Here is a 20,781-nt window from a genome sequence, read left to right on the forward strand (position 1 = left end):
TATATACAAACGTAAAAAAACCGGGATAAACCCGGTTCTTTTATATGCCCCTACAGATTACTCCGCAGTCGCAACTTCTGTCTGAGGCTCAACGGCACGGTCAACAAGCTCGATGTATGCCATCGGAGCATTGTCACCAGCACGGAAGCCACACTTAAGAATACGAGTGTAACCACCTGCGCGGCTCGCAAAACGCGGGCCCAGCTCATTAAACAGTTTTGCCACGATTTCGTTATCACGAGTACGGGCGAATGCCAGACGACGATTAGCTACACTGTCGATCTTGGCAAGAGTAATCAGCGGCTCAACGACGCGACGCAGTTCTTTCGCTTTAGGCAGAGTCGTCTTGATGATTTCATGACGAACCAAAGAACCTGCCATGTTGCGGAACATAGCTTGGCGATGGCTGCTGTTGCGGTTCAATTGACGACCACTCTTACGATGGCGCATGACCTTATCCTTCTCAGTAAAACCTTAACCTGTGATCTAGTTATTCATCAGCAATACTTGCTGGTGGCCAGTTTTCTAAGCGCATGCCCAGAGATAAGCCACGTGAAGCCAGTACGTCTTTGATCTCTGTAAGAGATTTTTTACCCAGGTTAGGTGTCTTAAGTAACTCAACCTCGGTACGCTGTACCAAATCACCGATGTAGTGGATAGCTTCTGCCTTAAGACAGTTAGCAGAGCGGACAGTCAATTCCAGATCGTCAACAGGGCGCAGCAGGATCGGATCAAACTCTGGCTTCTCTTCTTTTACTTCTGGCTGACGTACATCACGTAAATCAACAAAAGCTTCTAGCTGTTCAGCCAAAATAGTAGCTGCACGGCGAATCGCCTCTTCAGGATCGATTGTACCGTTAGTTTCCATCTCGATAACCAACTTGTCCAAATCGGTACGTTGTTCTACACGCGCTGCTTCAACATTGTAGGCAATACGCTCTACTGGGCTATAACAAGCGTCTACTAACAAACGACCAATAGGGCGCTCATCTTCTTCCGAATGAATCCGGGCAGAAGCCGGCACATAACCCCGACCACGCTGAACTTTAATGCGCATGCTTATAGAAGCAGTTTCGTCAGTCAGGTGGCAGATTACATGCTGCGGCTTGACGATTTCGACATCTCCGTCGTGGATAATGTCGGCTGCAGTCACAGGGCCAATGCCAGACTTATTCAAGGTAAGAATAACTTCATCTTTTCCCTGAACTCTTACCGCCAGCCCTTTCAGGTTGAGGAGAATCTCCAGGATATCTTCCTGTACACCTTCTTTGGTGCTGTACTCATGCAGTACACCATCAATCTCAACCTCAGTCACCGCACAACCCGGCATAGACGAAAGCAGAATACGGCGCAGTGCGTTACCTAGAGTATGGCCAAAACCACGCTCTAATGGCTCAAGGGTCACCTTGGCGTGCGTCGAACTGACTTGCTCGATATCAACCAGGCGCGGTTTTAGAAACTCTGTCACAGAACCCTGCATTGTGTCCTCTCTTTGGTGCTAAGCTTTACTTAGAGTAAAGCTCGACGATCAGGTGTTCGTTGATGTCAGCAGATAGATCAGCACGTTCTGGAATACGTTTGAACACACCTTCCATCTTCACAGCATCAACCTCCAACCAAGTTGGTTTCTCACGCTGCTCAGCCAGCTCTAAAGCCGCCTTAATACGAGACTGCTTTTTCGATTTCTCGCGAACGCTGACTACGTCATTCGGGGATACCTGATAAGAAGCGATGTTAACAACGCGACCATTTACCATGATAGCCTTATGGCTTACCATTTGGCGTGATTCAGCACGAGTCGCCCCGAAACCCATACGGTAAACAACGTTGTCCAAACGACCTTCTAGCAAACTCAGCAGGTTTTCACCTGTGTTGCCTTTCAGGCGAGTTGCTTCTTTATAATAGTTACGGAATTGACGCTCCAGAACACCGTAAATACGACGAACTTTTTGTTTTTCACGTAACTGCACACCGTAGTCAGACAGACGCGGTTTACGTGCGCCATGCTGCCCAGGTGCTTGTTCTAATTTACACTTGGTGTCAATCGCGCGAACGCCAGACTTCAGGAATAGATCTGTACCCTCGCGACGGCTCAGCTTGAGCTTAGGACCCAAATATCTTGCCATTTTCTTTCTCCAATCGAACCTAAAAAAGTAAACGCTATTAAACGCGACGTTTTTTAGGTGGACGACAACCGTTATGAGGGATCGGAGTCACATCAGTAATGTTAGTAATGCGGAAACCTGCCGCATTTAACGCTCGAATAGTTGACTCGCGGCCAGGACCAGGTCCTTTAACCATAACTTCCAGGTTCTTAATTCCGTATTCTTTCACTGCTTCGGCACAGCGCTCTGCTGCAACCTGAGCTGCAAACGGAGTAGATTTACGAGAACCACGGAAACCGGAACCACCGGCAGTTGCCCAACCCAGGGCGTTACCCTGACGGTCAGTAATGGTCACGATGGTGTTGTTGAAAGAAGCATGGATATGAGCCACACCGTCAGAGACTTGCTTTCTTACACGCTTACGTGCACGAATAGGTGCTTTTGCCATTATACAATACCCCGATTATTTCTTGATCGGCTTACGTGGACCCTTACGGGTACGTGCATTGGTCTTAGTACGCTGGCCGCGAACAGGTAGACCACGACGGTGACGTAAACCACGATAAGTACCAAGATCCATCAGACGTTTGATGCTCAGGGTTACTTCACGACGCAAATCGCCTTCTACAACGTATTTAGCAACTTCGTCACGCAGCTTATCAATTTGCTCTTCAGACAGCTCGCTGATCTTAACATGTTCAGCAATACCCGCCGCCGCACAAATGGCTTGGGAGCGAGTTTTACCAATTCCGTAAATCGATGTTAAAGCGATTACAGTATGTTTTTGATCAGGAATGTTAATGCCTGCTATACGGGCCACTATGCACTCCTAAGTTATTTATTTACCGCAACACCATTCTGAAAAGCCCGTTTTCAGGATACTCAAACAATGTTGCTGTGATATAAAAAAGATTGGCTGGCTAATTTAGCCAGCTCAAACCGACTTTGCAAGAAAAATATGCTATTTTATCAGCCTTGGCGTTGTTTATGCTTAGGCTCTGCACTACAAATCACACGAACGACACCGTTACGCTTAACGATTTTGCAGTTGCGGCATAATTTCTTGACGGAAGCACGAACTTTCATTTTTACTCTCCGTAACTTCTCAAGCAAACCAATTAACGGTTATAACCTTTAAGATTTGCCTTCTTCAATGCAGACTCATACTGACTTGACATCATCAGAGTTTGCACTTGAGCCATAAAGTCCATGATGACTACAACTACGATAAGTAGCGAAGTACCGCCAAAATAAAATGGCACCTTCATCGCGTCACGCATGAACTCCGGGATTAAGCAGATAAAAGTAATATACATCGCGCCAACTAAAGTTAGGCGTGTCATTACTTTATCAATGTACTTGGCTGTTTGCTCTCCCGGACGAATTCCTGGTACAAATGCACCGGACTTCTTCAGGTTATCTGCTGTTTCTCTCGGGTTGAAAACCAACGCAGTATAGAAAAAACAGAAGAAGATGATTGCAGACGCGTAGAGTAACACATAAAGCGGTTGCCCAGGCTGCAAGTACATTGAAATAGTAGTCAGCCAGTTCCAGCCAGTTCCTCCCCCGAACCAAGAAGCTATGGTACCAGGGAACAGAATAATGCTGGAAGCAAAAATTGCAGGGATAACCCCAGCCATATTCACTTTCAACGGTAAATGTGTGCTCTGTGCAGCATAAACTCGGCGACCCTGTTGACGTTTCGCATAGTTAACAACGATACGTCGCTGACCACGCTCCATGAAAACAACGAAGAAAGTTACTGCAAACACTAACACTGCAACCAACAGCAACAGGAGGAAGTGCAGATCGCCTTGCCGAGCTTGCTCAATGGTATGGCCGATGGCCGGCGGCAAACCCGCAACAATACCAGCAAAGATTATGATAGAGATACCGTTTCCAATACCACGTTCAGTAATCTGTTCACCCAGCCACATTAGGAACATAGTCCCAGTAACTAGGCTCACAACAGCCGTGAAGTAGAAAGCAAACCCTGGATTGATCACCAGCCCTTGCATTCCTGGCATATTCGGCAAACCAGTAGCAATACCGATTGACTGGAATATAGCCAGCACTAAAGTACCATAGCGAGTATACTGGCTAATCTTACGACGACCAGCTTCCCCTTCCTTCTTAATCTCTGCCAACGTTGGATGAACCACCGTCAACAACTGAATAATAATAGACGCAGAAATATACGGCATTATCCCCAGTGCAAAGATAGAAGCACGACTCAAAGCACCACCAGAGAACATGTTAAACATTTCAATGATGGTGCCCCTTTGCTGTTCGAGCAATTTGGCAAGCACAGTGGCATCAATACCAGGGATAGGAATAAAAGAACCAATGCGGAAAACAATTAACGCGCCAATAACAAACAACAGCCTACGTTTCAGCTCGCCCAGTCCACCTTTAGCACTTTGAAAATCTAATCCTGGTTGTTTAGCCATCTGTTACTTATTCCTCAATTTTACCGCCAGCAGCTTCGATTGCAGCACGAGCGCCTTTAGTAACACGAAGGCCACGCACAGTTACTGCACGATTGATTTCACCAGAAAGAATAACTTTCGCGAATTCAATTTGAGTGCCAACAACATTAGCGGCTTTCAATGCATTCAGATCGATAATATCGCCTTCAACGGCAGCAAAATCAGACAAACGAACTTCTGCTGTAACCATCGCCTTACGTGAAGTAAAACCAAATTTTGGCAAACGACGGTATAAAGGCATCTGACCACCTTCAAAACCGCGACGTACGCCACCACCAGAACGAGACTTCTGGCCTTTGTGACCACGGCCACCGGTTTTACCCAGGCCAGAACCAATACCACGACCTACACGTTTAGGCGCATGCTTGGAACCTTCAGCCGGAGACAGAGTATTTAAGCGCATCTGTTACTCCTCAACTTTAACCATATAGGAAACCAAGTTGATCATACCACGTATAGCAGGAGTATCTTCACGCTCTACTGTATGACCGATACGGCGCAGACCTAAACCAACCAAAGTTGCCTTATGCTTAGGCAGACGGCCGATTGAACTGCGAATCTGTGTTATTTTAATAGTCTTAGCCATGGTCATTACCCCAGAATTTCTTCGACGGATTTACCACGCTTAGCTGCGACCATTTCTGGAGACTTCATGCTGTCTAAAGCATCCAGAGTTGCACGAACCACATTAATAGGGTTAGTGGAACCATAGGTTTTAGCCAGTACGTTACGAACACCAGCCACTTCCAAAACAGCACGCATAGCACCGCCTGCGATGATACCAGTACCTTCGTGAGCAGGCTGCATGAACACACGGGAACCAGTGTGTGCACCTTTTACTGGGTGATACAAAGTGCCGCTGTTCAGTGCGACGGTTTTCATATTGCGACGGGCTTTTTCCATCGCTTTCTGGATTGCTGCCGGAACTTCGCGTGCTTTGCCGTAGCCAAAACCAACGCGACCATTACCATCACCTACAACAGTCAGTGCGGTAAAGCTGAAAATCCGGCCACCTTTTACGGTTTTAGATACGCGATTTACCGCAATCAGCTTTTCCTGCAGTTCGCCAGCTTGTTTTTCGATGTGAGCCATCTTACACCTCTACCTTAGAACTGAAGGCCAGCTTCACGGGCAGCATCTGCCAGTGCCTGGACTCGACCATGATATTGGAAACCAGAACGGTCAAAGGATACATCTTTAATACCTTTTTCCAGAGCACGTTCAGCAATTACCTTGCCAACCGCTGCTGCTGCTTCTTTATTTCCAGTGTATTTCAGTTGCTCATTGATAGCTTTTTCTGTAGTAGAAGCTGCCACCAAAGTTTCAGAACCGTTTGGTGCTATAACCTGCGCATATATATGGCGAGGGGTACGATGTACCACCAGGCGAGTTGCACCCAGTTCCTGGAGCTTGCGGCGTGCGCGGGTCGCACGACGGATACGAGCTGCTTTCTTATCCATAGTGTTACCTTACTTCTTCTTAGCCTCTTTGATACGCACGACTTCGTCGGCGTAACGAACACCCTTACCTTTATAAGGCTCAGGACGACGATAGGCACGCAATTCTGCCGCAACCTGACCGATTACCTGTTTATCAGCACCCTTTAGTACGATTTCAGTTTGTGACGGACATTCTGCAGTAATGCCTGCTGGCAGTTCGTGGTCAACTGGATGTGAGAAGCCCAGAGACATGTTGATAGCATTGCCTTTGACTGCTGCACGATAACCAACACCTACCAATTGAAGCTTCTTAGTGAAGCCTTCGGTAACACCGATAACCATAGCATTCAGCAAAGAACGAGTTGTACCCGCCTGTGCCCAACCATCAACATAACCATCGCGTGGAGCGAAAGTCAGTTGATTATCTGCATGCTTAACTTCAACTGCGCTGTGGATTGTACGACTTAGCTCGCCGTTTTTACCCTTAATCGAAATAACCTGACCGTCGAGTTTTACCTCTACGCCGGCAGGAATAACGACGGGTGCTTTTGCAACACGAGACATTCTTTCCTCCCGAATTAAGCTACGTAGCAGAGAATCTCGCCACCAAGACCAGCTTGGCGAGCTGCACGATCAGTCATTACACCTTTAGAGGTAGAAACAACAGCGATACCCAAACCAGCCATAACTTGTGGCAGCTCATCTTTTTTCTTATAGATGCGCAGACTTGGACGGCTTACACGCTGAATACTTTCTACAACAGCCTTACCCTGGAAGTATTTCAGTACTAATTCCAGCTCTGGCTTGGTGTCGCCTTCAATTTTATAATCTTCAATATAACCTTCTTCCTTCAGCACCTTGGCAATTGCCACTTTCAGCTTGGAGGAAGGCATGGTGACCGCAACTTTATTCGCGGCCTGACCGTTACGGATACGGGTCAGCATATCCGCGATGGGATCTTGCATGCTCATCTGTCTTTACTCCCGTGATTCAATTGGTGACAATTACCAGCTAGCCTTTTTAAGGCCCGGAATTTCACCGCGCATGGCGGCTTCACGGACTTTAATACGGCTCAACCCAAACTTCCGCAAAAACGCATGCGGACGACCAGTTTGGCGACAGCGGTTACGCTGACGAGAAGGGCTGGAATCACGTGGCAGTGTTTGCAGCTTAAGAACAGCATTCCAACGCTCTTCATCAGATGCATTCACATCAGAAATGACAGCCTTCAATTCCACGCGTTTAGTGAAGAATTTTTCAGCTAATTTCGCACGTTTTACATCACGTGCTTTCAATGATTGCTTAGCCATGAATACCCTGCCTTACTTGCGGAACGGGAAGTTAAAAGCAGCCAACAGTGCGCGGCCTTCATCATCAGATTTCGCAGTTGTGGTGATAGTAATATCCAGACCACGAACACGATCCACTTTATCATAATCGATTTCAGGGAAGATGATTTGCTCACGTACACCCATGCTGTAATTGCCACGACCATCAAATGACTTAGCAGACAAACCGCGGAAGTCACGAATACGAGGTACAGCAATAGAAATCAGGCGCTCAAGAAACTCCCACATACGTTCACCACGCAGGGTCACTTTACAGCCGATTGGATAGCCCTGACGGATTTTGAAGCCTGCAACTGATTTGCGTGCTTTGGTGATCAATGGTTTTTGACCAGAGATTGCTGCCAGATCCGCTGCCGCATTATCCAGCAGTTTCTTATCAGCGATCGCTTCACCAACACCCATGTTCAGGGTGATCTTCTCGACCCGAGGGACTTGCATGACAGAATTGTAGTCAAACTGAGTCATCAGTTTTTGGACTACCTCGTCTTTGTAGTAATCATGCAGTTTCGCCATCGTATTACTCCAAATTACTTGATAGTTTCGCTGTTAGATTTAAAGAAACGAACTTTTTTTCCGTCTTCAAATCTAAAACCTACACGGTCAGCCTTACCGGTTGCCGCATTGAAGATCGCAACGTTTGAAACCTGAATTGCAGCTTCTTTTTCAACGATGCCACCTGGCTGGTTCAGAGCCGGAACAGGCTTCTGATGCTTTTTAACCAAGTTGATACCTTCAACAATGACTTTCCCAGTAGAAAGAACCTGTTTTACTTTACCGCGCTTACCTTTATCTTTTCCAGTCAACACGATAACTTCGTCATCACGACGGATTTTCGCTGCCATTGTCCGCTCCTTAGAGTACTTCTGGTGCCAGGGAGATAATTTTCATGAACTTTTCATTACGAAGTTCACGAGTTACCGGCCCAAAAATACGCGTACCGATAACTTGCTCACTTGTGTTGTTTAACAACACGCAAGCATTGCCATCGAAGCGAATGACAGAACCGTCAGGGCGACGAACACCCTTCTTGGTGCGCACCACTACCGCTTTCAGGACATCACCTTTTTTCACTTTACCACGAGGAATTGCTTCCTTGATGGTGACTTTTATGATGTCGCCGACGTGTGCATAGCGACGGTGCGAGCCACCCAGAACCTTGATACACATTACGCGACGTGCACCGGAGTTGTCGGCCACGTTCAGCATAGTCTGTTCTTGGATCATTTTAGTGCTCCGCTAAATGTCAACTACTACTGAGCCACTTCACTACTATAATTTAATATGAAGAGGCCGTTCAGATACCCCATATCATGAGGGCGCGGCATTATAACACCACATCTCAGATATAGATAGAAAAAATAAACGGCTCATCGCCTGAGCCGTTTACTCTATTCGAGCCAGCTTACAGAATCGCTTTCTCTACAACGCGAACTAAAGTCCAAGATTTAGTTTTGGACAGTGGACGGGTTTCGCGGATTTCCACCACATCACCGATGCCACATTCATTGTTCTCGTCATGTACATGCAGTTTAGTCGTACGTTTGATGAATTTACCATACAGAGGGTGTTTCACCTTACGCTCAATAGCAACAACAATAGATTTCTCCATTTTGTCACTTACAACACGACCTTGCAAAGTACGGATTTTATCGGTCATTACGCACCCGCCTTCTCAGTCAATAAAGTCTTAACGCGTGCGATATTACGACGCACTTGTTTCAACAGATGAGACTGTTGTAGCTGGCCACTTGCAGCCTGCATGCGCAGGTTAAATTGTTCACGCAGCAAATTCAGCAGCTCAGTGTTCAGCTCTTCAACGCTTTTTTCGCGCAGCTCTTGTGCTTTCATTACATCACCGTCTTAGTTACAAAGGTGGTCTTGATAGGCAGTTTCGCTGCTGCCAGCTTGAATGCTTCACGAGCCAGCTCTTCAGGCACACCGTCCATTTCATAAAGGACTTTACCAGGCTGGATCAAGGCAACCCAATATTCTACGTTACCTTTACCTTTACCCATACGCACTTCGAGTGGCTTTTCAGTGATAGGTTTATCTGGAAATACACGTATCCAGATTTTACCTTGACGTTTAATTGCACGAGTCATAGCACGGCGTGCCGCTTCAATCTGACGTGCCGTCAGACGGCCACGGCCCACAGCTTTCAGACCGAAAGTGCCGAAGCTAACATCCGCACCTGCTGCCAGGCCACGGTTACGGCCTTTGTGCATTTTACGGAATTTCGTACGCTTTGGTTGTAACATCAGCGACTCTCCTTACTTGCGGCCTTTACGCTGCTGCTTTTTCGGTTGCGCAGCCGGTTTTTCCGCCTGTTCAACAGCAGCCATACCACCCAAGATCTCACCTTTGAAGATCCATACCTTAACGCCGAGTACACCATAAGTGGTGTGCGCTTCTGAAGTGTTGTAGTCGATATCTGCACGCAGTGTGTGCAACGGTACACGACCTTCACGATACCATTCAGTACGCGCGATTTCAGCACCGCCCAAACGGCCGCTGACTTCCACTTTAATGCCTTTAGCGCCCAAACGCATCGCATTTTGAACTGCACGCTTCATAGCGCGACGGAACATAACACGACGTTCTAGCTGTGAAGTAATACTGTCAGCAACCAGTTTCGCGTCCAGTTCGGGCTTACGCACTTCAGAGATATTAATTTGCGCAGGAACACCAGCGATTTCCGCTACAGTTTTACGCAATTTTTCTACGTCTTCACCTTTCTTACCGATTACGATACCTGGCCGAGCAGTGTGAATAGTTACACGAATACTTTTAGCAGGACGTTCAATAACAATGCGTGAAATAGACGCTTTTGCCAGTTCTTTATTCAAGTACTGGCGAACTTTAAAATCGCTGTCTAGGTTGTCAGCGAATTCTTTAGTATTCGCATACCAAGTAGAGTTCCAAGGTTTGACAATACCCAGGCGAATACCATTAGGATGTACTTTCTGACCCATTGCTAGTCTCCAGAGTCTCAGCGATCGGACACAACCACAGTAATGTGGCTGCTGCGCTTCAGGATGCGATCTGCACGACCTTTTGCACGAGGCATAATACGCTTCATGGTCGGGCCTTCGTCTACGAAAATCTTCGTGACCTTCAGATCATCAATGTCAGCACCATCGTTGTGTTCTGCATTAGCAATAGCAGACTCAAGTACTTTCTTCACTAAACCAGCAGCTTTCTTATTGGTATAGGTCAGAGTTTCCAGAGCTTGCGACACTTTCTTACCGCGAATCAGGTCAGCTACAAGGCGAACCTTCTGAGCAGAAGAACGAGCGTGGCGATGTTTAGCGATAGTTTCCATCTCTTCCTCCTACCTTAGCGCTTTTTAGCCTTTTTATCGGCCGCATGGCCGCGATAAGTACGGGTCGGCGCGAATTCACCTAGTTTATGACCAACCATTTCGTCGGAAACAAAAACTGGTACATGCTGACGACCATTATGGACAGCGATGGTCAAACCGATCATGTTAGGAAAGATCGTTGAACGACGGGACCAAGTCTTGATAGGCTTTTTGTCTCCGCTTTCCACCGCTTTCTCTACCTTCTTCAGCAAGTGCAGGTCAATAAATGGACCTTTCTTGAGAGAACGTGGCATGGTTTATCCTCTAATTATTTTTTAGTACGGCGACGTACGATGAACTGATCAGTACGTTTATTACTACGGGTTTTCTTACCTTTAGTTTGAACACCCCAAGGAGTTACAGGATGCTTACCAAAGTTACGACCTTCACCACCACCATGAGGGTGATCTACCGGGTTCATCGCCGTACCACGAACGGTAGGACGAATGCCACGCCAGCGACTTGCACCAGCTTTACCCAGAACGCGTAGCATATGTTCTGCATTACCAACTTCACCTAAGGTGGCGCGGCAATCAGACAGAACTTTACGCATTTCACCAGAACGCAGACGCAAAGTTACATAAGAACCATCACGGGCAACGATCTGAACGTATGCACCAGCGGAACGAGCCAATTGACCACCTTTACCCGGCTTCATTTCTACGTTATGCACGGTAGAACCAACAGGGATATTGCGCATTGGCAATGCGTTACCAGTTTTGATAGCTGCGTCAGCACCAGATTGGATCTGATCACCAGCTTTCAGCCCCTTAGGTGCAAGGATATAACGACGCTCACCATCTTTATACAGAACCAGGGCGATATTCGCTGAACGGTTTGGATCATATTCCAAACGCTCAACTACAGCAGGGATACCATCTTTATTACGTTTAAAGTCAATCAAACGATAGTGCTGCTTGTGGCCACCACCAATGTGACGAGTGGTAATACGGCCATTGTTGTTACGACCACCGGTTTTGCTGCTTTTTTCCAGCAATGGAGCATAAGGTTTACCCTTATGCAGCTCAGGGTTAACCACTTTAACAACGTGGCGACGGCCCGGAGACGTAGGTTTACATTTAACAATTGCCATTGTTCTTTACTCCTCCGGCTTACTCTGCACCACCGATGAAGTCCATGTTCTGGCCTTCCTTCAGTGTGACGTAAGCTTTTTTCCAGTCGCTACGACGACCAATACGCTGACCGTGGCGTTTAGTTTTGCCTTTAACCAGCAAAGTGTTAACACCTTCAACTTCGACTTCAAAAAGTTTCTGCACAGCAGCTTTGATTTCTGCTTTAGTCGCGTCTTTTGCAACTTTGAGAACGATGGTGTTGCTCTTTTCCATCGCTGTAGAAGCTTTTTCAGATACGTGCGGCGCGCGCAGTACTTTCAGCAGACGTTCTTCACGGATCATGCCAGCATCTCCTCAACTTGCTTCACAGCATCAGCAGTCATAACCACTTTATCAAAGGCGATTAAGCTAACTGGATCAATACCAGCTACATCACGAACATCAACCTTGTACAGGTTGCGAGCTGCTAAGAATAAATTCTCATCAACTGCATGAGTGATAATCAGCACATCTTCCAGAGCCATCTCTTTCAGTTTCTGAACCAGAAGCTTGGTTTTAGGAGCTTCTACAGAAAACTTCTCGACAACGATCAAACGATCTTGACGCACCAATTCAGATAGGATGCTTTTTAAAGCACCACGGTACATTTTCTTATTAACTTTTTGACTGTGGTCCTGTGGTTTAGCTGCAAAAGTTACACCACCAGAGCGCCAAATTGGGCTCTTAATAGAACCAGAACGTGCACGGCCAGTGCCTTTCTGACGCCACGGTTTCTTACCTGAACCAGAAACTTCAGCACGGGTTTTCTGAGCACGAGTACCTTGACGTGCACCAGCTGCGTAAGCAACAACTACTTGATGCACAAGCGCTTCATTGAAATCACGCCCGAAGGTAGTTTCGGAAACAGTCAGCGCGCCTTGCGCGTCTTTCATTACCAATTCCATTCCTATCTCCTCGACGTTACGCCTTGACAGCCGGTTTTACGATCAGGTTGCCGCCAGTTGCACCTGGAACAGCACCTTTGACCAGCAGCAGGTTGCGCTCAGCGTCAACACGTACTACATCTAGGCTTTGAACAGTTACACGTTCATTACCCAGTTGGCCTGCCATTTTCTTGCCTTTAAATACCTTGCCCGGAGTTTGGTTCTGACCAATAGAACCCGGAACACGATGAGACAAAGAGTTACCGTGGCTAGCATCTTGGGTACGGAAGTTCCAGCGCTTAACAGTACCAGCAAAACCTTTACCTTTAGATGTACCAGTAACGTCGACTTTCTTAACGTCAGCGAAAATCTCAACGCTAATGTTTTGACCTACAGCATATTCTTCGCCTTCAGACAGACGGAATTCACGTAGGATACGGCCAGCTTCAACGCCAGCTTTAGCGAAATGGCCTGCTTCAGGTTTGTTTATACGGTTAGCTTTTTTGCTACCAGTAGTAACCTGAATTGCACGATAACCATCACTATCCAGATCTTTAACCTGAGTGACTCGGTTATCTTCAATTTCGATAACAGTTACAGGGATAGAAACGCCATCTTCAGTGAAGATACGAGTCATACCCACTTTTTTACCGACTAAACCAATCATTGTTTCAACCTCTCAATCGTTCAATGACCTGATTAACCCAGGCTGATCTGCACGTCTACACCGGCAGCCAGATCCAGACGCATCAGAGCATCAACGGTTTTCTCGGTTGGCTCAACGATGTCAACCAGACGCTTATGAGTGCGAATTTCGTACTGATCACGCGCATCTTTATTAACATGCGGAGAAATTAGAACGGTAAAACGCTCTTTACGAGTCGGTAGCGGGATCGGACCACGAACCTGCGCACCAGTACGCTTAGCGGTCTCGACAATTTCCGCAGTTGATTGATCGATCAAACGATGATCAAATGCTTTCAGGCGAATACGGATTCTTTGGTTCTGCATGAGACCAGAGCTCCAACTATTTTATAAACGTAAATAATTACTCCTCGTACCCATTTCGATTGACGGGAGAGTGTAATCGTTCAATATATAACCCCCACATCGGGAGTATTTTAAATGGCAGCAAAGCAATACTGCACATTTATACTGGTTAACAAACCAGACTTACACGTAGGTAAGATGGCGTATTATACGCAAATCAATTAACAAAGCAAGATACAGATGAAGATCTGTTCAGAGTAGAGTTAAAGGAGCATGAAACAAGATGCCCTAACTTAACAGATAGGGCATTTGTAACTATTCTCCTTCAAGGATCTGTGCTTGAGTATAATTTTGAATCCCCATACGTTCAATTAGTTCAAATTGAGTTTCTAACCAATCAATGTGCTCTTCTTCCTCATCTAAGATATCGATCATCAAATCACGACTAACATAGTCATGAATCGAATCAGCATAAGCAATTGCTTCTTTCAAATCTCTAGCTCCTTGCAATTCGAGCTGCAAGTCAGATTTGAGCATTTCTTCAATATCTTCTCCGATATTAAGCTTTCCCAAATCCTGTAAATTAGGAATTCCTTCAAGAAAAAGAATACGTTCAATGTACCTATCGGCATGCTTCATTTCATCGATAGATTCATGATATTCCTTATCATTAAGGCGGGTAAGGCCCCAGTTTTTGAACATCCGGGCGTGTAGAAAATACTGATTAATTGCAACAAGCTCATTTCCAAGAAGTTTGTTCAAATGAGCAATCATTTTTTTATCACCTTTCATAGTTTACTCCTCCGCTTCCAGTACTTAAAGTGTAGTACCTATTCAGCAGAGTAGTAGTAAACTTATCCCTTTTTTATCAAGCAACGTTATCTATCTTAGGCAGCTGTGCAATCTCCTCATTAATAAGCTCTCTAGCTTGACGTATGCATTTGCCACAATCACGGCCTACAGGCACAATACGTTTTAGTTCTCTAATAGAGTGAATATGATGTTGACGCACCGCATTACGTATTGTTTTGTCACTTACCGCATTACATAGGCAGACATACATAAATAACACTCTCTGGTACACATTATAGCGCATATTAAATAATAATGAGTCTCATTTCAATAATCATTCGCATTTTAATTTTCTGATTCAAGTTTTTCCAAATACCCTTTTAACTTTATCAAATAGAGATAGTTATCTCATTTCTGTAACACATTGGTCAAAAAGAATTTTTATCCCTCTTGGGAGCTTTCTTGAACTTATTTCATCCTAAAACTATCTCCTACCTCACATCAGCAATTTGCTCCAGAACTGATAGTTAGACAGCACAATCCACTTAAGATATTACGGGATACAGAATTCACACATTTAGTTATACGAAAACAAGCATGCTATATCGTAACCTTTTCGGTGATCTCTTCTCTTTTTGTTAGAGCATACCAACAGAGGCAGAACAAGCATGAGTTAGATATTACTACCTATATATAAAAGAAAAGATGACTCATCTAAGTTTGAAAACAAATACTTATTCGGGAAAATCACGAGTTGGTTACCGCTAACGCATTCTATCGATGAATGATGAATATATATACTCTAGAAGAGTAGGTAGAACAGCTAGATAACGATGACACCACTAGAAACAAGCAGCCAAAATCAAAGAATTAAGACACTAAGAGATAACATAATGGGGTAGTTCATACAGGGAATTTAAGGAAGGGTGATATCAATTAAAATATTAACTAACAGACACCTAGTGCAACACAACCAGGTGTCTGTTCTAAAACAAGCCAAAATACAAACTTGTCCTAAAGTTAGGTACTTAATTATTAGCTATTAAGCAATAATTTTAGCAACAACACCAGCACCGACAGTACGGCCGCCTTCACGGATAGCGAAGCGCAGACCCTGGTCCATTGCGATTGGCGCAATCAGAGTGACTTTCATCTGAATGTTATCACCTGGCATCACCATTTCCACGCCTTCTGGCAGCTCGATTGTGCCGGTTACGTCAGTTGTACGGAAGTAGAACTGTGGACGGTAGCCTTTGAAGAATGGCGTGTGACGGCCGCCTTCGTCTTTGCTCAGAATATAAACTTCTGATTCGAAAGTGGTGTGTGGCTTGATTGAACCTGGTTTTGCCAGTACCTGACCACGTTCGATTTCGTCACGTTTGGTACCACGCAGCAGAACACCCACGTTCTCACCCGCACGGCCTTCGTCCAGCAGTTTGCGGAACATTTCTACGCCAGTACAAGTGGTTTTAGTCGTGTCTTTGATACCCACGATTTCAACTTCTTCACCCACTTTAACAATACCGCGCTCTACACGACCGGTAACTACAGTACCACGACCTGAAATAGAGAATACGTCTTCGATTGGCAGCAAGAATGGCTGGTCGATTGCACGCTCTGGTTCTGGGATGTAGCTATCCAGCGCTTCCGCCAGTTCCAGGATTTTGCTTTCCCACTCAGCATCGCCTTCCAGCGCTTTCAGCGCGGAACCGCGGATAACTGGGGTATCGTCGCCTGGGAAATCGTACTGAGACAGCAGCTCACGCACTTCCATCTCAACCAGTTCCAGCAGCTCTTCGTCGTCTACCATGTCACATTTGTTCAGGAACACGATGATGTAAGGAACGCCTACCTGACGACCTAACAGGATGTGCTCACGAGTCTGTGGCATTGGGCCGTCAGTCGCAGCAACTACCAGGATTGCGCCGTCCATCTGAGCCGCACCGGTGATCATGTTTTTCACATAGTCAGCGTGGCCTGGGCAGTCAACGTGCGCATAGTGGCGGCTTGGGGTATCGTATTCTACGTGAGAAGTAGAGATGGTGATACCACGCGCTTTTTCTTCTGGCGCGTTATCGATTTGGTCGAATGCGCGAGCGTTACCACCGTAGGTTTTAGCCAGTACAGTAGTGATGGCAGCAGTCAGGGTAGTTTTACCGTGGTCAACGTGGCCGATAGTACCAACGTTAACGTGCGGTTTTGTACGTTCAAACTTTTCTTTAGACATTTAGATTGTCCCTCTAAGACACGGAATCGGTGGTTCCACCACATCAACCAAGCAATTGCTCGTTGGATATCGCTTACAGGAATAAAATCGGGAGACAAGGACATTAAGGAAGTGGTGCTGATAGGCAGATTCGAACTGCCGACCTCACCCTTACCAAGGGTGTGCTCTACCAACTGAGCTATATCAGCACATCTTGGAGCGGGCAGCGGGAATCGAACCCGCATCATCAGCTTGGAAGGCTGAGGTAATAGCCATTATACGATGCCCGCATTGAACTCGGCTACCTGACTTTAATCAGCTGTACGTTGGTCTCGATATGCTTTTCCTTTAGTAAATACTAAAGGGATACCAAGACTAAGTCTGATTCTTTGGTGGTGGGGGAAGGATTCGAACCTTCGAAGTCTGTGACGGCAGATTTACAGTCTGCTCCCTTTGGCCGCTCGGGAACCCCACCTTTTCCAAATTTTTAATGGTGCCGGCACCAAGAATCGAACTCGGGACCTACTGATTACAAGTCAGTTGCTCTACCAACTGAGCTATGCCGGCATCAAGTGCTGCGCATTCTAGGCAGTGTGAGCGCACTATGCAACAAAAAAATTGCCATCCTTGATCATTCGGTCACAAAACACTCATTTTTATTCGATTAGCTGTTTTTTTCAATATGTTTAGATCAAATAATAAACATAAAATCATCTGTAACTATCGAGGAATTAATCACAGTGTCCGATAAAACTTGGTAGGTAACTTCATGTTGCATCATTTAAATTTCCATCATGATAAACAAACAGCTAAAGCTAACATTAAGTAAAGCAACTCAATTTTTTACGATTCTACATTTCTTACAAAAAAAACCGCTAAAAATACAAAAAAGCCTACGCCTGCCGCTCATCAGTCGATATCATGCGATTTATTTTTTGTCGGGTACAGGTTGTTTATTACAACTTGTCCAACCTGCACAAACAGGCAGATGTTGGTTTATGAATAAAAAAGAACCTTTTTTGGCTACTCCATATTTGCAATTCAATCGTGAACAATGGGCAACCTTACGCGATTCAGTTCCATTGACACTAACAAAAGAAGAATTAATTGATTTAAAAGGAATTAATGAAGAAATTTCTTTAGAAGAAGTTGTTGAGATTTACCTTCCTTTATCTCGCTTACTTAATTTTTATATTAGTTCAAATTTACGTCGTCAAGCAGTGCTCGAACAATTTCTAGGTACTGATGGACAAAAAGTTCCTTACGTCATAGGAATTGCTGGTAGTGTTGCTGTTGGTAAAAGTACTACTGCACGTCTATTGCAAGCCCTGCTAAGTCGTTGGCCTGAACACAGAAGTGTAGAATTAATTACCACAGATGGTTTTCTACATTCTAATAACGTGCTGAATGAACGTGGATTAATGAAAAAGAAAGGGTTCCCGCAATCATATGATATGCATAGCTTAGTGAAATTTGTATCTGATATTAAATCGGGATCTAAACAAGTATCCGCACCAGTTTACTCTCATCTTACCTATGATATCGTACCAAACGAACAAAAACTCATTAGACAACCAGACATTTTGATTCTAGAAGGTTTGAATGTATTACAAAGCGGTATGGATTATCCCCATGATCCACACCATGTATTTGTCTCTGATTTTGTCGACTTTTCTATCTACGTCGATGCACCAGAAAAACTACTCAAGAGTTGGTATATCAGTCGTTTCTTAAAATTCCGACAAGGTGCTTTTTCCGATCCAGACTCTTATTTCCACAGCTATTCCAAGCTATCAGAAGAAGAAGCCATAAATACTGCATCTGATATCTGGCAAGAGATCAATGGACTGAATTTGCGACAAAATATTTTACCAACTCGAGAACGCGCAAGCCTAATCATGACAAAAGGTACTAATCACACTATTGAAAGCGTAAGACTACGTAAGTAAAAATAGTTTCCGAACCCGGAAGACATTTCTCTTCCGGTCGTTTTTAACAACCTCTTAAAGAAATCTCCCCGCCGATATATGGGGTTATAACACCATTCTGATCGAGTAATAAAGCACCTTGCTGATTAATACCCCTAGCTATACCATACACTTCCTGACTACCAATAATCAATTTCACCGGTCTATCCATAAAATTATCTAACTCAAACCACCGAGAAACAAATGAAGACAAACCTTCATTTTCAAACTGAATTAGCGCCTTCCTTAGATAACGTATTATTTCTACAGCCAATTTATTACGATCAACTTCAATTCCTGCCTGCAACAAATTAATCCATAGCTGATTAATAGATTCTTCGTCCTTATGATCCATTAAAATATTTATACCCGCACCTATCACAACCTGAGCAGCATCACCAGTCTTTCCTATTAGTTCAACTAAGATTCCCGCCAATTTCTTATCATCAAGATATAAATCATTTGGCCATTTTACCCTAATTCTATCAGCACCAAATCGATGTAATACTTCAGCAATAACAATGCCAACAACCAGACTCAATCCGATTGCAGCAGCAGGTCCTTGTTCAAGGCGCCAATACATAGATAAATAAAGATTTTTACCAAAAGGCGAAACCCACTTCCTTCCACGCCGCCCTCTGCCAGCGTACTGGTACTCTGCAACACAAGCATCCCCTGATTTCAACTCAGATAAACGTTCAAGCAAGTACTGATTAGTCGAATCAATAACTGGCAAAACAGTTATACGATCCTGAGGTAAGTATTGAAAAATAGTAGATTCATCAAGTAACTGCATAGGTGCCATAAGGCTATAACCCTTGCCAGGAGTCGTTTCTAGTTCAATTCCCCATTCACGAATTGTCTGTATATGTTTATTAATTCCAGCTCTACTCATCCCTAAATCTTGTCCCAATTGTTGGCCAGAATGAACGTCACCGTCAGACAAAATCTTAATCAACTGTAATGGCACGGTTATATCTTTCATGAAATACATTCCACAGCATCAATTTCGCCTTTAGAGCCAATAAAACGAACCTCAGGTTCAAGTAATACACCAAACTTACTTATCACTTGCTGGCGAATGTAGGCAGCCAATGAGACTACATCCTTACCTGTAGCATTTTCCTGATTTATCAATACTAGAGCTTGTCTAAGATGCACAGATGCACCTCCAATGCGATAACCTTTTAAATTACAATGTTCAATGAGCCAACCCGCCGCTAATTTAAACATCCCATTCATGTAAGGATATTGGGGGCTATCAGGGTAATTTTCTTTGATTTTTGCCGCAACTTGCGCACTGACAATTGGATTTTTAAAGAAACTCCCCGCATTTCCTGTTATTGCAGGATCAGGCAATTTACTGGTGCGCATTGCACATACTGAATCAAAGATCTTCTGAGGAGTTACATTATCTTTCGACAGCTTAATTAAATCACCGTAGCTCAATATCGGCTGCCAATTCTTCTTCAACAATAATCCTACGGAGATAATGGAATAATTTACTTTATATTTATGCTTGAAAATACTATCCCGATATCCAAACTGACATTCACCAACACTAAGACGCGTTTGTTCTCCAGTTTCTAGATTGATAATATCTACATATTCACACACATCTCTAAATTCAATACCATATGCACCAATATTTTGAATTGGCGCAGCACCAGCGCAACCAGGAATTAAAGCCAGATTCTCTAATCCATAGATTTGATTTTTAAGAGAATGGCAGACTAATTCATGCCAATTTTCTCCTGCCCCTACATGTAAATGCCACGATTCATCTGTCTCTCGCTGCTGAATCCCCATAATTCTATTCAGAATCACAGTTCCTTCAAAATTTGCAGTAAATAAGACATTGCTGCCTTCACCAAGTAGTAAGGTAGGTTGTTTTTCACTTTTGGCTTTCTGCCATAAAGCTAATAAGGACTCGGCAGATTCAGCTATATCTAAACGTTTAGCATAGACTGATAATCCAAAGGTATTAAATTCTTTAAGAGAAAGCATTTATTCAATACTCAATAAAGCTATTTAATAAGTAGTTTATCAGCTATAGGAGTGGAAAACTAAGTTAGTTCTTTATTAAA

The 20,781-nt window shown here is 44.6% G+C and carries 34 protein-coding genes and 4 tRNA genes; 1 reads left to right on the forward strand and 37 read right to left on the reverse strand.

From position 1 onward, the window contains the following. Nucleotides 1-57 precede the first annotated feature (57 nt). The 35 genes from rplQ to TI10_RS18620 form a co-directional block, all read right to left on the reverse strand. Complete coding sequence (gene rplQ / locus TI10_RS18460; protein ID WP_049584854.1) at nt 58-450, reverse strand: 50S ribosomal protein L17; 393 nt, start codon at nt 448-450, stop codon at nt 58-60. Nucleotides 451-490: 40 nt separating this feature from the next. Then, complete coding sequence (locus tag TI10_RS18465) at nt 491-1,480, reverse strand: DNA-directed RNA polymerase subunit alpha (RefSeq protein WP_011148772.1); 990 nt, start codon at nt 1,478-1,480, stop codon at nt 491-493. Between the two features lie 25 nt (nt 1,481-1,505). Then, entirely contained in the window at nt 1,506-2,126 is a 621-nt protein-coding gene (rpsD, locus tag TI10_RS18470; RefSeq protein WP_011148773.1) for a 30S ribosomal protein S4, read from the reverse strand. A gap of 37 nt (nt 2,127-2,163) precedes the next feature. After that, a complete protein-coding gene (gene rpsK, locus TI10_RS18475; RefSeq protein WP_002919257.1) occupies nt 2,164-2,553 on the reverse strand; it encodes a 30S ribosomal protein S11 in 390 nt (129 codons plus the stop codon). Between the two features lie 15 nt (nt 2,554-2,568). Continuing rightward, on the reverse strand, nt 2,569-2,925 hold the full coding sequence (gene rpsM, locus TI10_RS18480) for a 30S ribosomal protein S13 (protein ID WP_011148774.1): 357 nt from the start codon (nt 2,923-2,925) through the stop codon (nt 2,569-2,571). Between the two features lie 149 nt (nt 2,926-3,074). Beyond that, nucleotides 3,075-3,191 (reverse strand): 50S ribosomal protein L36, encoded by a 117-nt coding sequence (gene rpmJ, locus TI10_RS24185; RefSeq protein ID WP_002227352.1) that lies wholly within the window; start codon nt 3,189-3,191, stop codon nt 3,075-3,077. Nucleotides 3,192-3,223: 32 nt separating this feature from the next. Next, nucleotides 3,224-4,555 (reverse strand): preprotein translocase subunit SecY, encoded by a 1,332-nt coding sequence (gene secY / locus TI10_RS18485; protein WP_011148775.1) that lies wholly within the window; start codon nt 4,553-4,555, stop codon nt 3,224-3,226. A gap of 7 nt (nt 4,556-4,562) precedes the next feature. Beyond that, nucleotides 4,563-4,997 carry a 50S ribosomal protein L15 gene (gene rplO, locus TI10_RS18490; RefSeq protein ID WP_049584855.1) on the reverse strand — a complete coding sequence of 145 codons (435 nt, stop codon included), beginning with the start codon at nt 4,995-4,997 and terminating at the stop codon, nt 4,563-4,565. Between the two features lie 3 nt (nt 4,998-5,000). Beyond that, on the reverse strand, nt 5,001-5,180 hold the full coding sequence (gene rpmD, locus TI10_RS18495) for a 50S ribosomal protein L30 (protein ID WP_036781914.1): 180 nt from the start codon (nt 5,178-5,180) through the stop codon (nt 5,001-5,003). A gap of 5 nt (nt 5,181-5,185) precedes the next feature. Next, complete coding sequence (gene rpsE, locus TI10_RS18500) at nt 5,186-5,686, reverse strand: 30S ribosomal protein S5 (RefSeq protein ID WP_011148778.1); 501 nt, start codon at nt 5,684-5,686, stop codon at nt 5,186-5,188. Nucleotides 5,687-5,700: 14 nt separating this feature from the next. Continuing rightward, complete coding sequence (rplR, locus tag TI10_RS18505) at nt 5,701-6,054, reverse strand: 50S ribosomal protein L18 (RefSeq protein ID WP_049584856.1); 354 nt, start codon at nt 6,052-6,054, stop codon at nt 5,701-5,703. A gap of 9 nt (nt 6,055-6,063) precedes the next feature. Then, nucleotides 6,064-6,597, reverse strand: coding sequence for a 50S ribosomal protein L6 (rplF, locus tag TI10_RS18510; protein ID WP_049584857.1), 534 nt, complete (start codon nt 6,595-6,597; stop codon nt 6,064-6,066). A gap of 14 nt (nt 6,598-6,611) precedes the next feature. Further along, nucleotides 6,612-7,004 (reverse strand): 30S ribosomal protein S8, encoded by a 393-nt coding sequence (gene rpsH / locus TI10_RS18515; RefSeq protein WP_011148781.1) that lies wholly within the window; start codon nt 7,002-7,004, stop codon nt 6,612-6,614. A 33-nt stretch (nt 7,005-7,037) separates the two neighbouring features. Next, entirely contained in the window at nt 7,038-7,343 is a 306-nt protein-coding gene (gene rpsN / locus TI10_RS18520; protein ID WP_049584858.1) for a 30S ribosomal protein S14, read from the reverse strand. A 12-nt stretch (nt 7,344-7,355) separates the two neighbouring features. Further along, nucleotides 7,356-7,895: a 50S ribosomal protein L5 gene (gene rplE / locus TI10_RS18525; protein ID WP_049584859.1), complete on the reverse strand. Its 540-nt coding sequence runs from the start codon at nt 7,893-7,895 to the stop codon at nt 7,356-7,358. 14 nt (nt 7,896-7,909) lie between these two features. Then, nucleotides 7,910-8,224 carry a 50S ribosomal protein L24 gene (rplX, locus tag TI10_RS18530; protein WP_036781887.1) on the reverse strand — a complete coding sequence of 105 codons (315 nt, stop codon included), beginning with the start codon at nt 8,222-8,224 and terminating at the stop codon, nt 7,910-7,912. A gap of 10 nt (nt 8,225-8,234) precedes the next feature. Continuing rightward, complete coding sequence (rplN, locus tag TI10_RS18535) at nt 8,235-8,606, reverse strand: 50S ribosomal protein L14 (protein WP_036781889.1); 372 nt, start codon at nt 8,604-8,606, stop codon at nt 8,235-8,237. A 178-nt stretch (nt 8,607-8,784) separates the two neighbouring features. Beyond that, nucleotides 8,785-9,039, reverse strand: a complete 255-nt coding sequence (gene rpsQ, locus TI10_RS18540) for a 30S ribosomal protein S17 (protein ID WP_011148786.1) — start codon at nt 9,037-9,039, stop codon at nt 8,785-8,787. Further along, nucleotides 9,039-9,230, reverse strand: a complete 192-nt coding sequence (gene rpmC / locus TI10_RS18545; protein WP_010847484.1) for a 50S ribosomal protein L29 — start codon at nt 9,228-9,230, stop codon at nt 9,039-9,041. The genes rpsQ and rpmC overlap by 1 nt, the downstream gene beginning before the upstream one ends. Next, nucleotides 9,230-9,640 (reverse strand): 50S ribosomal protein L16, encoded by a 411-nt coding sequence (gene rplP / locus TI10_RS18550; protein WP_011148788.1) that lies wholly within the window; start codon nt 9,638-9,640, stop codon nt 9,230-9,232. The genes rpmC and rplP overlap by 1 nt, the downstream gene beginning before the upstream one ends. A 12-nt stretch (nt 9,641-9,652) precedes the next feature. Next, on the reverse strand, nt 9,653-10,354 hold the full coding sequence (rpsC, locus tag TI10_RS18555; protein WP_015836279.1) for a 30S ribosomal protein S3: 702 nt from the start codon (nt 10,352-10,354) through the stop codon (nt 9,653-9,655). 17 nt (nt 10,355-10,371) lie between these two features. Beyond that, nucleotides 10,372-10,704 (reverse strand): 50S ribosomal protein L22, encoded by a 333-nt coding sequence (gene rplV, locus TI10_RS18560; RefSeq protein WP_011148790.1) that lies wholly within the window; start codon nt 10,702-10,704, stop codon nt 10,372-10,374. Between the two features lie 14 nt (nt 10,705-10,718). After that, nucleotides 10,719-10,997: a 30S ribosomal protein S19 gene (rpsS, locus tag TI10_RS18565; protein WP_011148791.1), complete on the reverse strand. Its 279-nt coding sequence runs from the start codon at nt 10,995-10,997 to the stop codon at nt 10,719-10,721. Nucleotides 10,998-11,011: 14 nt separating this feature from the next. Then, nucleotides 11,012-11,836: a 50S ribosomal protein L2 gene (gene rplB, locus TI10_RS18570; protein ID WP_036781895.1), complete on the reverse strand. Its 825-nt coding sequence runs from the start codon at nt 11,834-11,836 to the stop codon at nt 11,012-11,014. Between the two features lie 19 nt (nt 11,837-11,855). After that, nucleotides 11,856-12,158, reverse strand: coding sequence for a 50S ribosomal protein L23 (gene rplW / locus TI10_RS18575; protein WP_021322796.1), 303 nt, complete (start codon nt 12,156-12,158; stop codon nt 11,856-11,858). Then, on the reverse strand, nt 12,155-12,760 hold the full coding sequence (gene rplD, locus TI10_RS18580; protein WP_049584860.1) for a 50S ribosomal protein L4: 606 nt from the start codon (nt 12,758-12,760) through the stop codon (nt 12,155-12,157). The genes rplW and rplD overlap by 4 nt, the downstream gene beginning before the upstream one ends. Before the next feature lie 16 nt (nt 12,761-12,776). Beyond that, entirely contained in the window at nt 12,777-13,406 is a 630-nt protein-coding gene (rplC, locus tag TI10_RS18585; protein ID WP_049584861.1) for a 50S ribosomal protein L3, read from the reverse strand. 32 nt (nt 13,407-13,438) lie between these two features. Continuing rightward, on the reverse strand, nt 13,439-13,750 hold the full coding sequence (gene rpsJ, locus TI10_RS18590; protein ID WP_001181005.1) for a 30S ribosomal protein S10: 312 nt from the start codon (nt 13,748-13,750) through the stop codon (nt 13,439-13,441). A 294-nt stretch (nt 13,751-14,044) separates the two neighbouring features. Continuing rightward, entirely contained in the window at nt 14,045-14,521 is a 477-nt protein-coding gene (gene bfr, locus TI10_RS18595; RefSeq protein ID WP_049584862.1) for a bacterioferritin, read from the reverse strand. Nucleotides 14,522-14,597: 76 nt separating this feature from the next. Continuing rightward, entirely contained in the window at nt 14,598-14,792 is a 195-nt protein-coding gene (gene bfd / locus TI10_RS24190; protein ID WP_046393852.1) for a bacterioferritin-associated ferredoxin, read from the reverse strand. 771 nt (nt 14,793-15,563) lie between these two features. Next, nucleotides 15,564-16,748, reverse strand: coding sequence for an elongation factor Tu (tuf, locus tag TI10_RS18600; RefSeq protein WP_049584863.1), 1,185 nt, complete (start codon nt 16,746-16,748; stop codon nt 15,564-15,566). Between the two features lie 112 nt (nt 16,749-16,860). Further along, nucleotides 16,861-16,936: transfer RNA gene (locus TI10_RS18605), tRNA-Thr, on the reverse strand. A gap of 6 nt (nt 16,937-16,942) precedes the next feature. After that, nucleotides 16,943-17,017: transfer RNA gene (locus TI10_RS18610), tRNA-Gly, on the reverse strand. A 100-nt stretch (nt 17,018-17,117) separates the two neighbouring features. Continuing rightward, nucleotides 17,118-17,202: transfer RNA gene (locus TI10_RS18615), tRNA-Tyr, on the reverse strand. 16 nt (nt 17,203-17,218) lie between these two features. Continuing rightward, nucleotides 17,219-17,294, reverse strand: a tRNA-Thr gene (locus TI10_RS18620). A 431-nt stretch (nt 17,295-17,725) separates the two neighbouring features. On the opposite strand from TI10_RS18620, the gene coaA reads away from it, so the two are divergent. Further along, nucleotides 17,726-18,676, forward strand: a complete 951-nt coding sequence (gene coaA, locus TI10_RS18625) for a type I pantothenate kinase (protein ID WP_049585037.1) — start codon at nt 17,726-17,728, stop codon at nt 18,674-18,676. A 43-nt stretch (nt 18,677-18,719) separates the two neighbouring features. Here the strand turns inward: coaA and birA are convergent, their stop codons facing one another. Further along, nucleotides 18,720-19,679 carry a bifunctional biotin--[acetyl-CoA-carboxylase] ligase/biotin operon repressor BirA gene (gene birA / locus TI10_RS18630; RefSeq protein ID WP_049584864.1) on the reverse strand — a complete coding sequence of 320 codons (960 nt, stop codon included), beginning with the start codon at nt 19,677-19,679 and terminating at the stop codon, nt 18,720-18,722. Continuing rightward, nucleotides 19,676-20,701, reverse strand: a complete 1,026-nt coding sequence (gene murB / locus TI10_RS18635; protein WP_049584865.1) for a UDP-N-acetylmuramate dehydrogenase — start codon at nt 20,699-20,701, stop codon at nt 19,676-19,678. Before murB ends, birA begins: the two co-directional genes overlap by 4 nt. Between the last annotated feature and the right edge of the window lie 80 nt (nt 20,702-20,781).

Origin of the sequence: Photorhabdus luminescens subsp. luminescens, from assembly GCF_001083805.1 — a bacterium.
GTDB classification, from domain to species: domain Bacteria; phylum Pseudomonadota; class Gammaproteobacteria; order Enterobacterales; family Enterobacteriaceae; genus Photorhabdus; species Photorhabdus luminescens.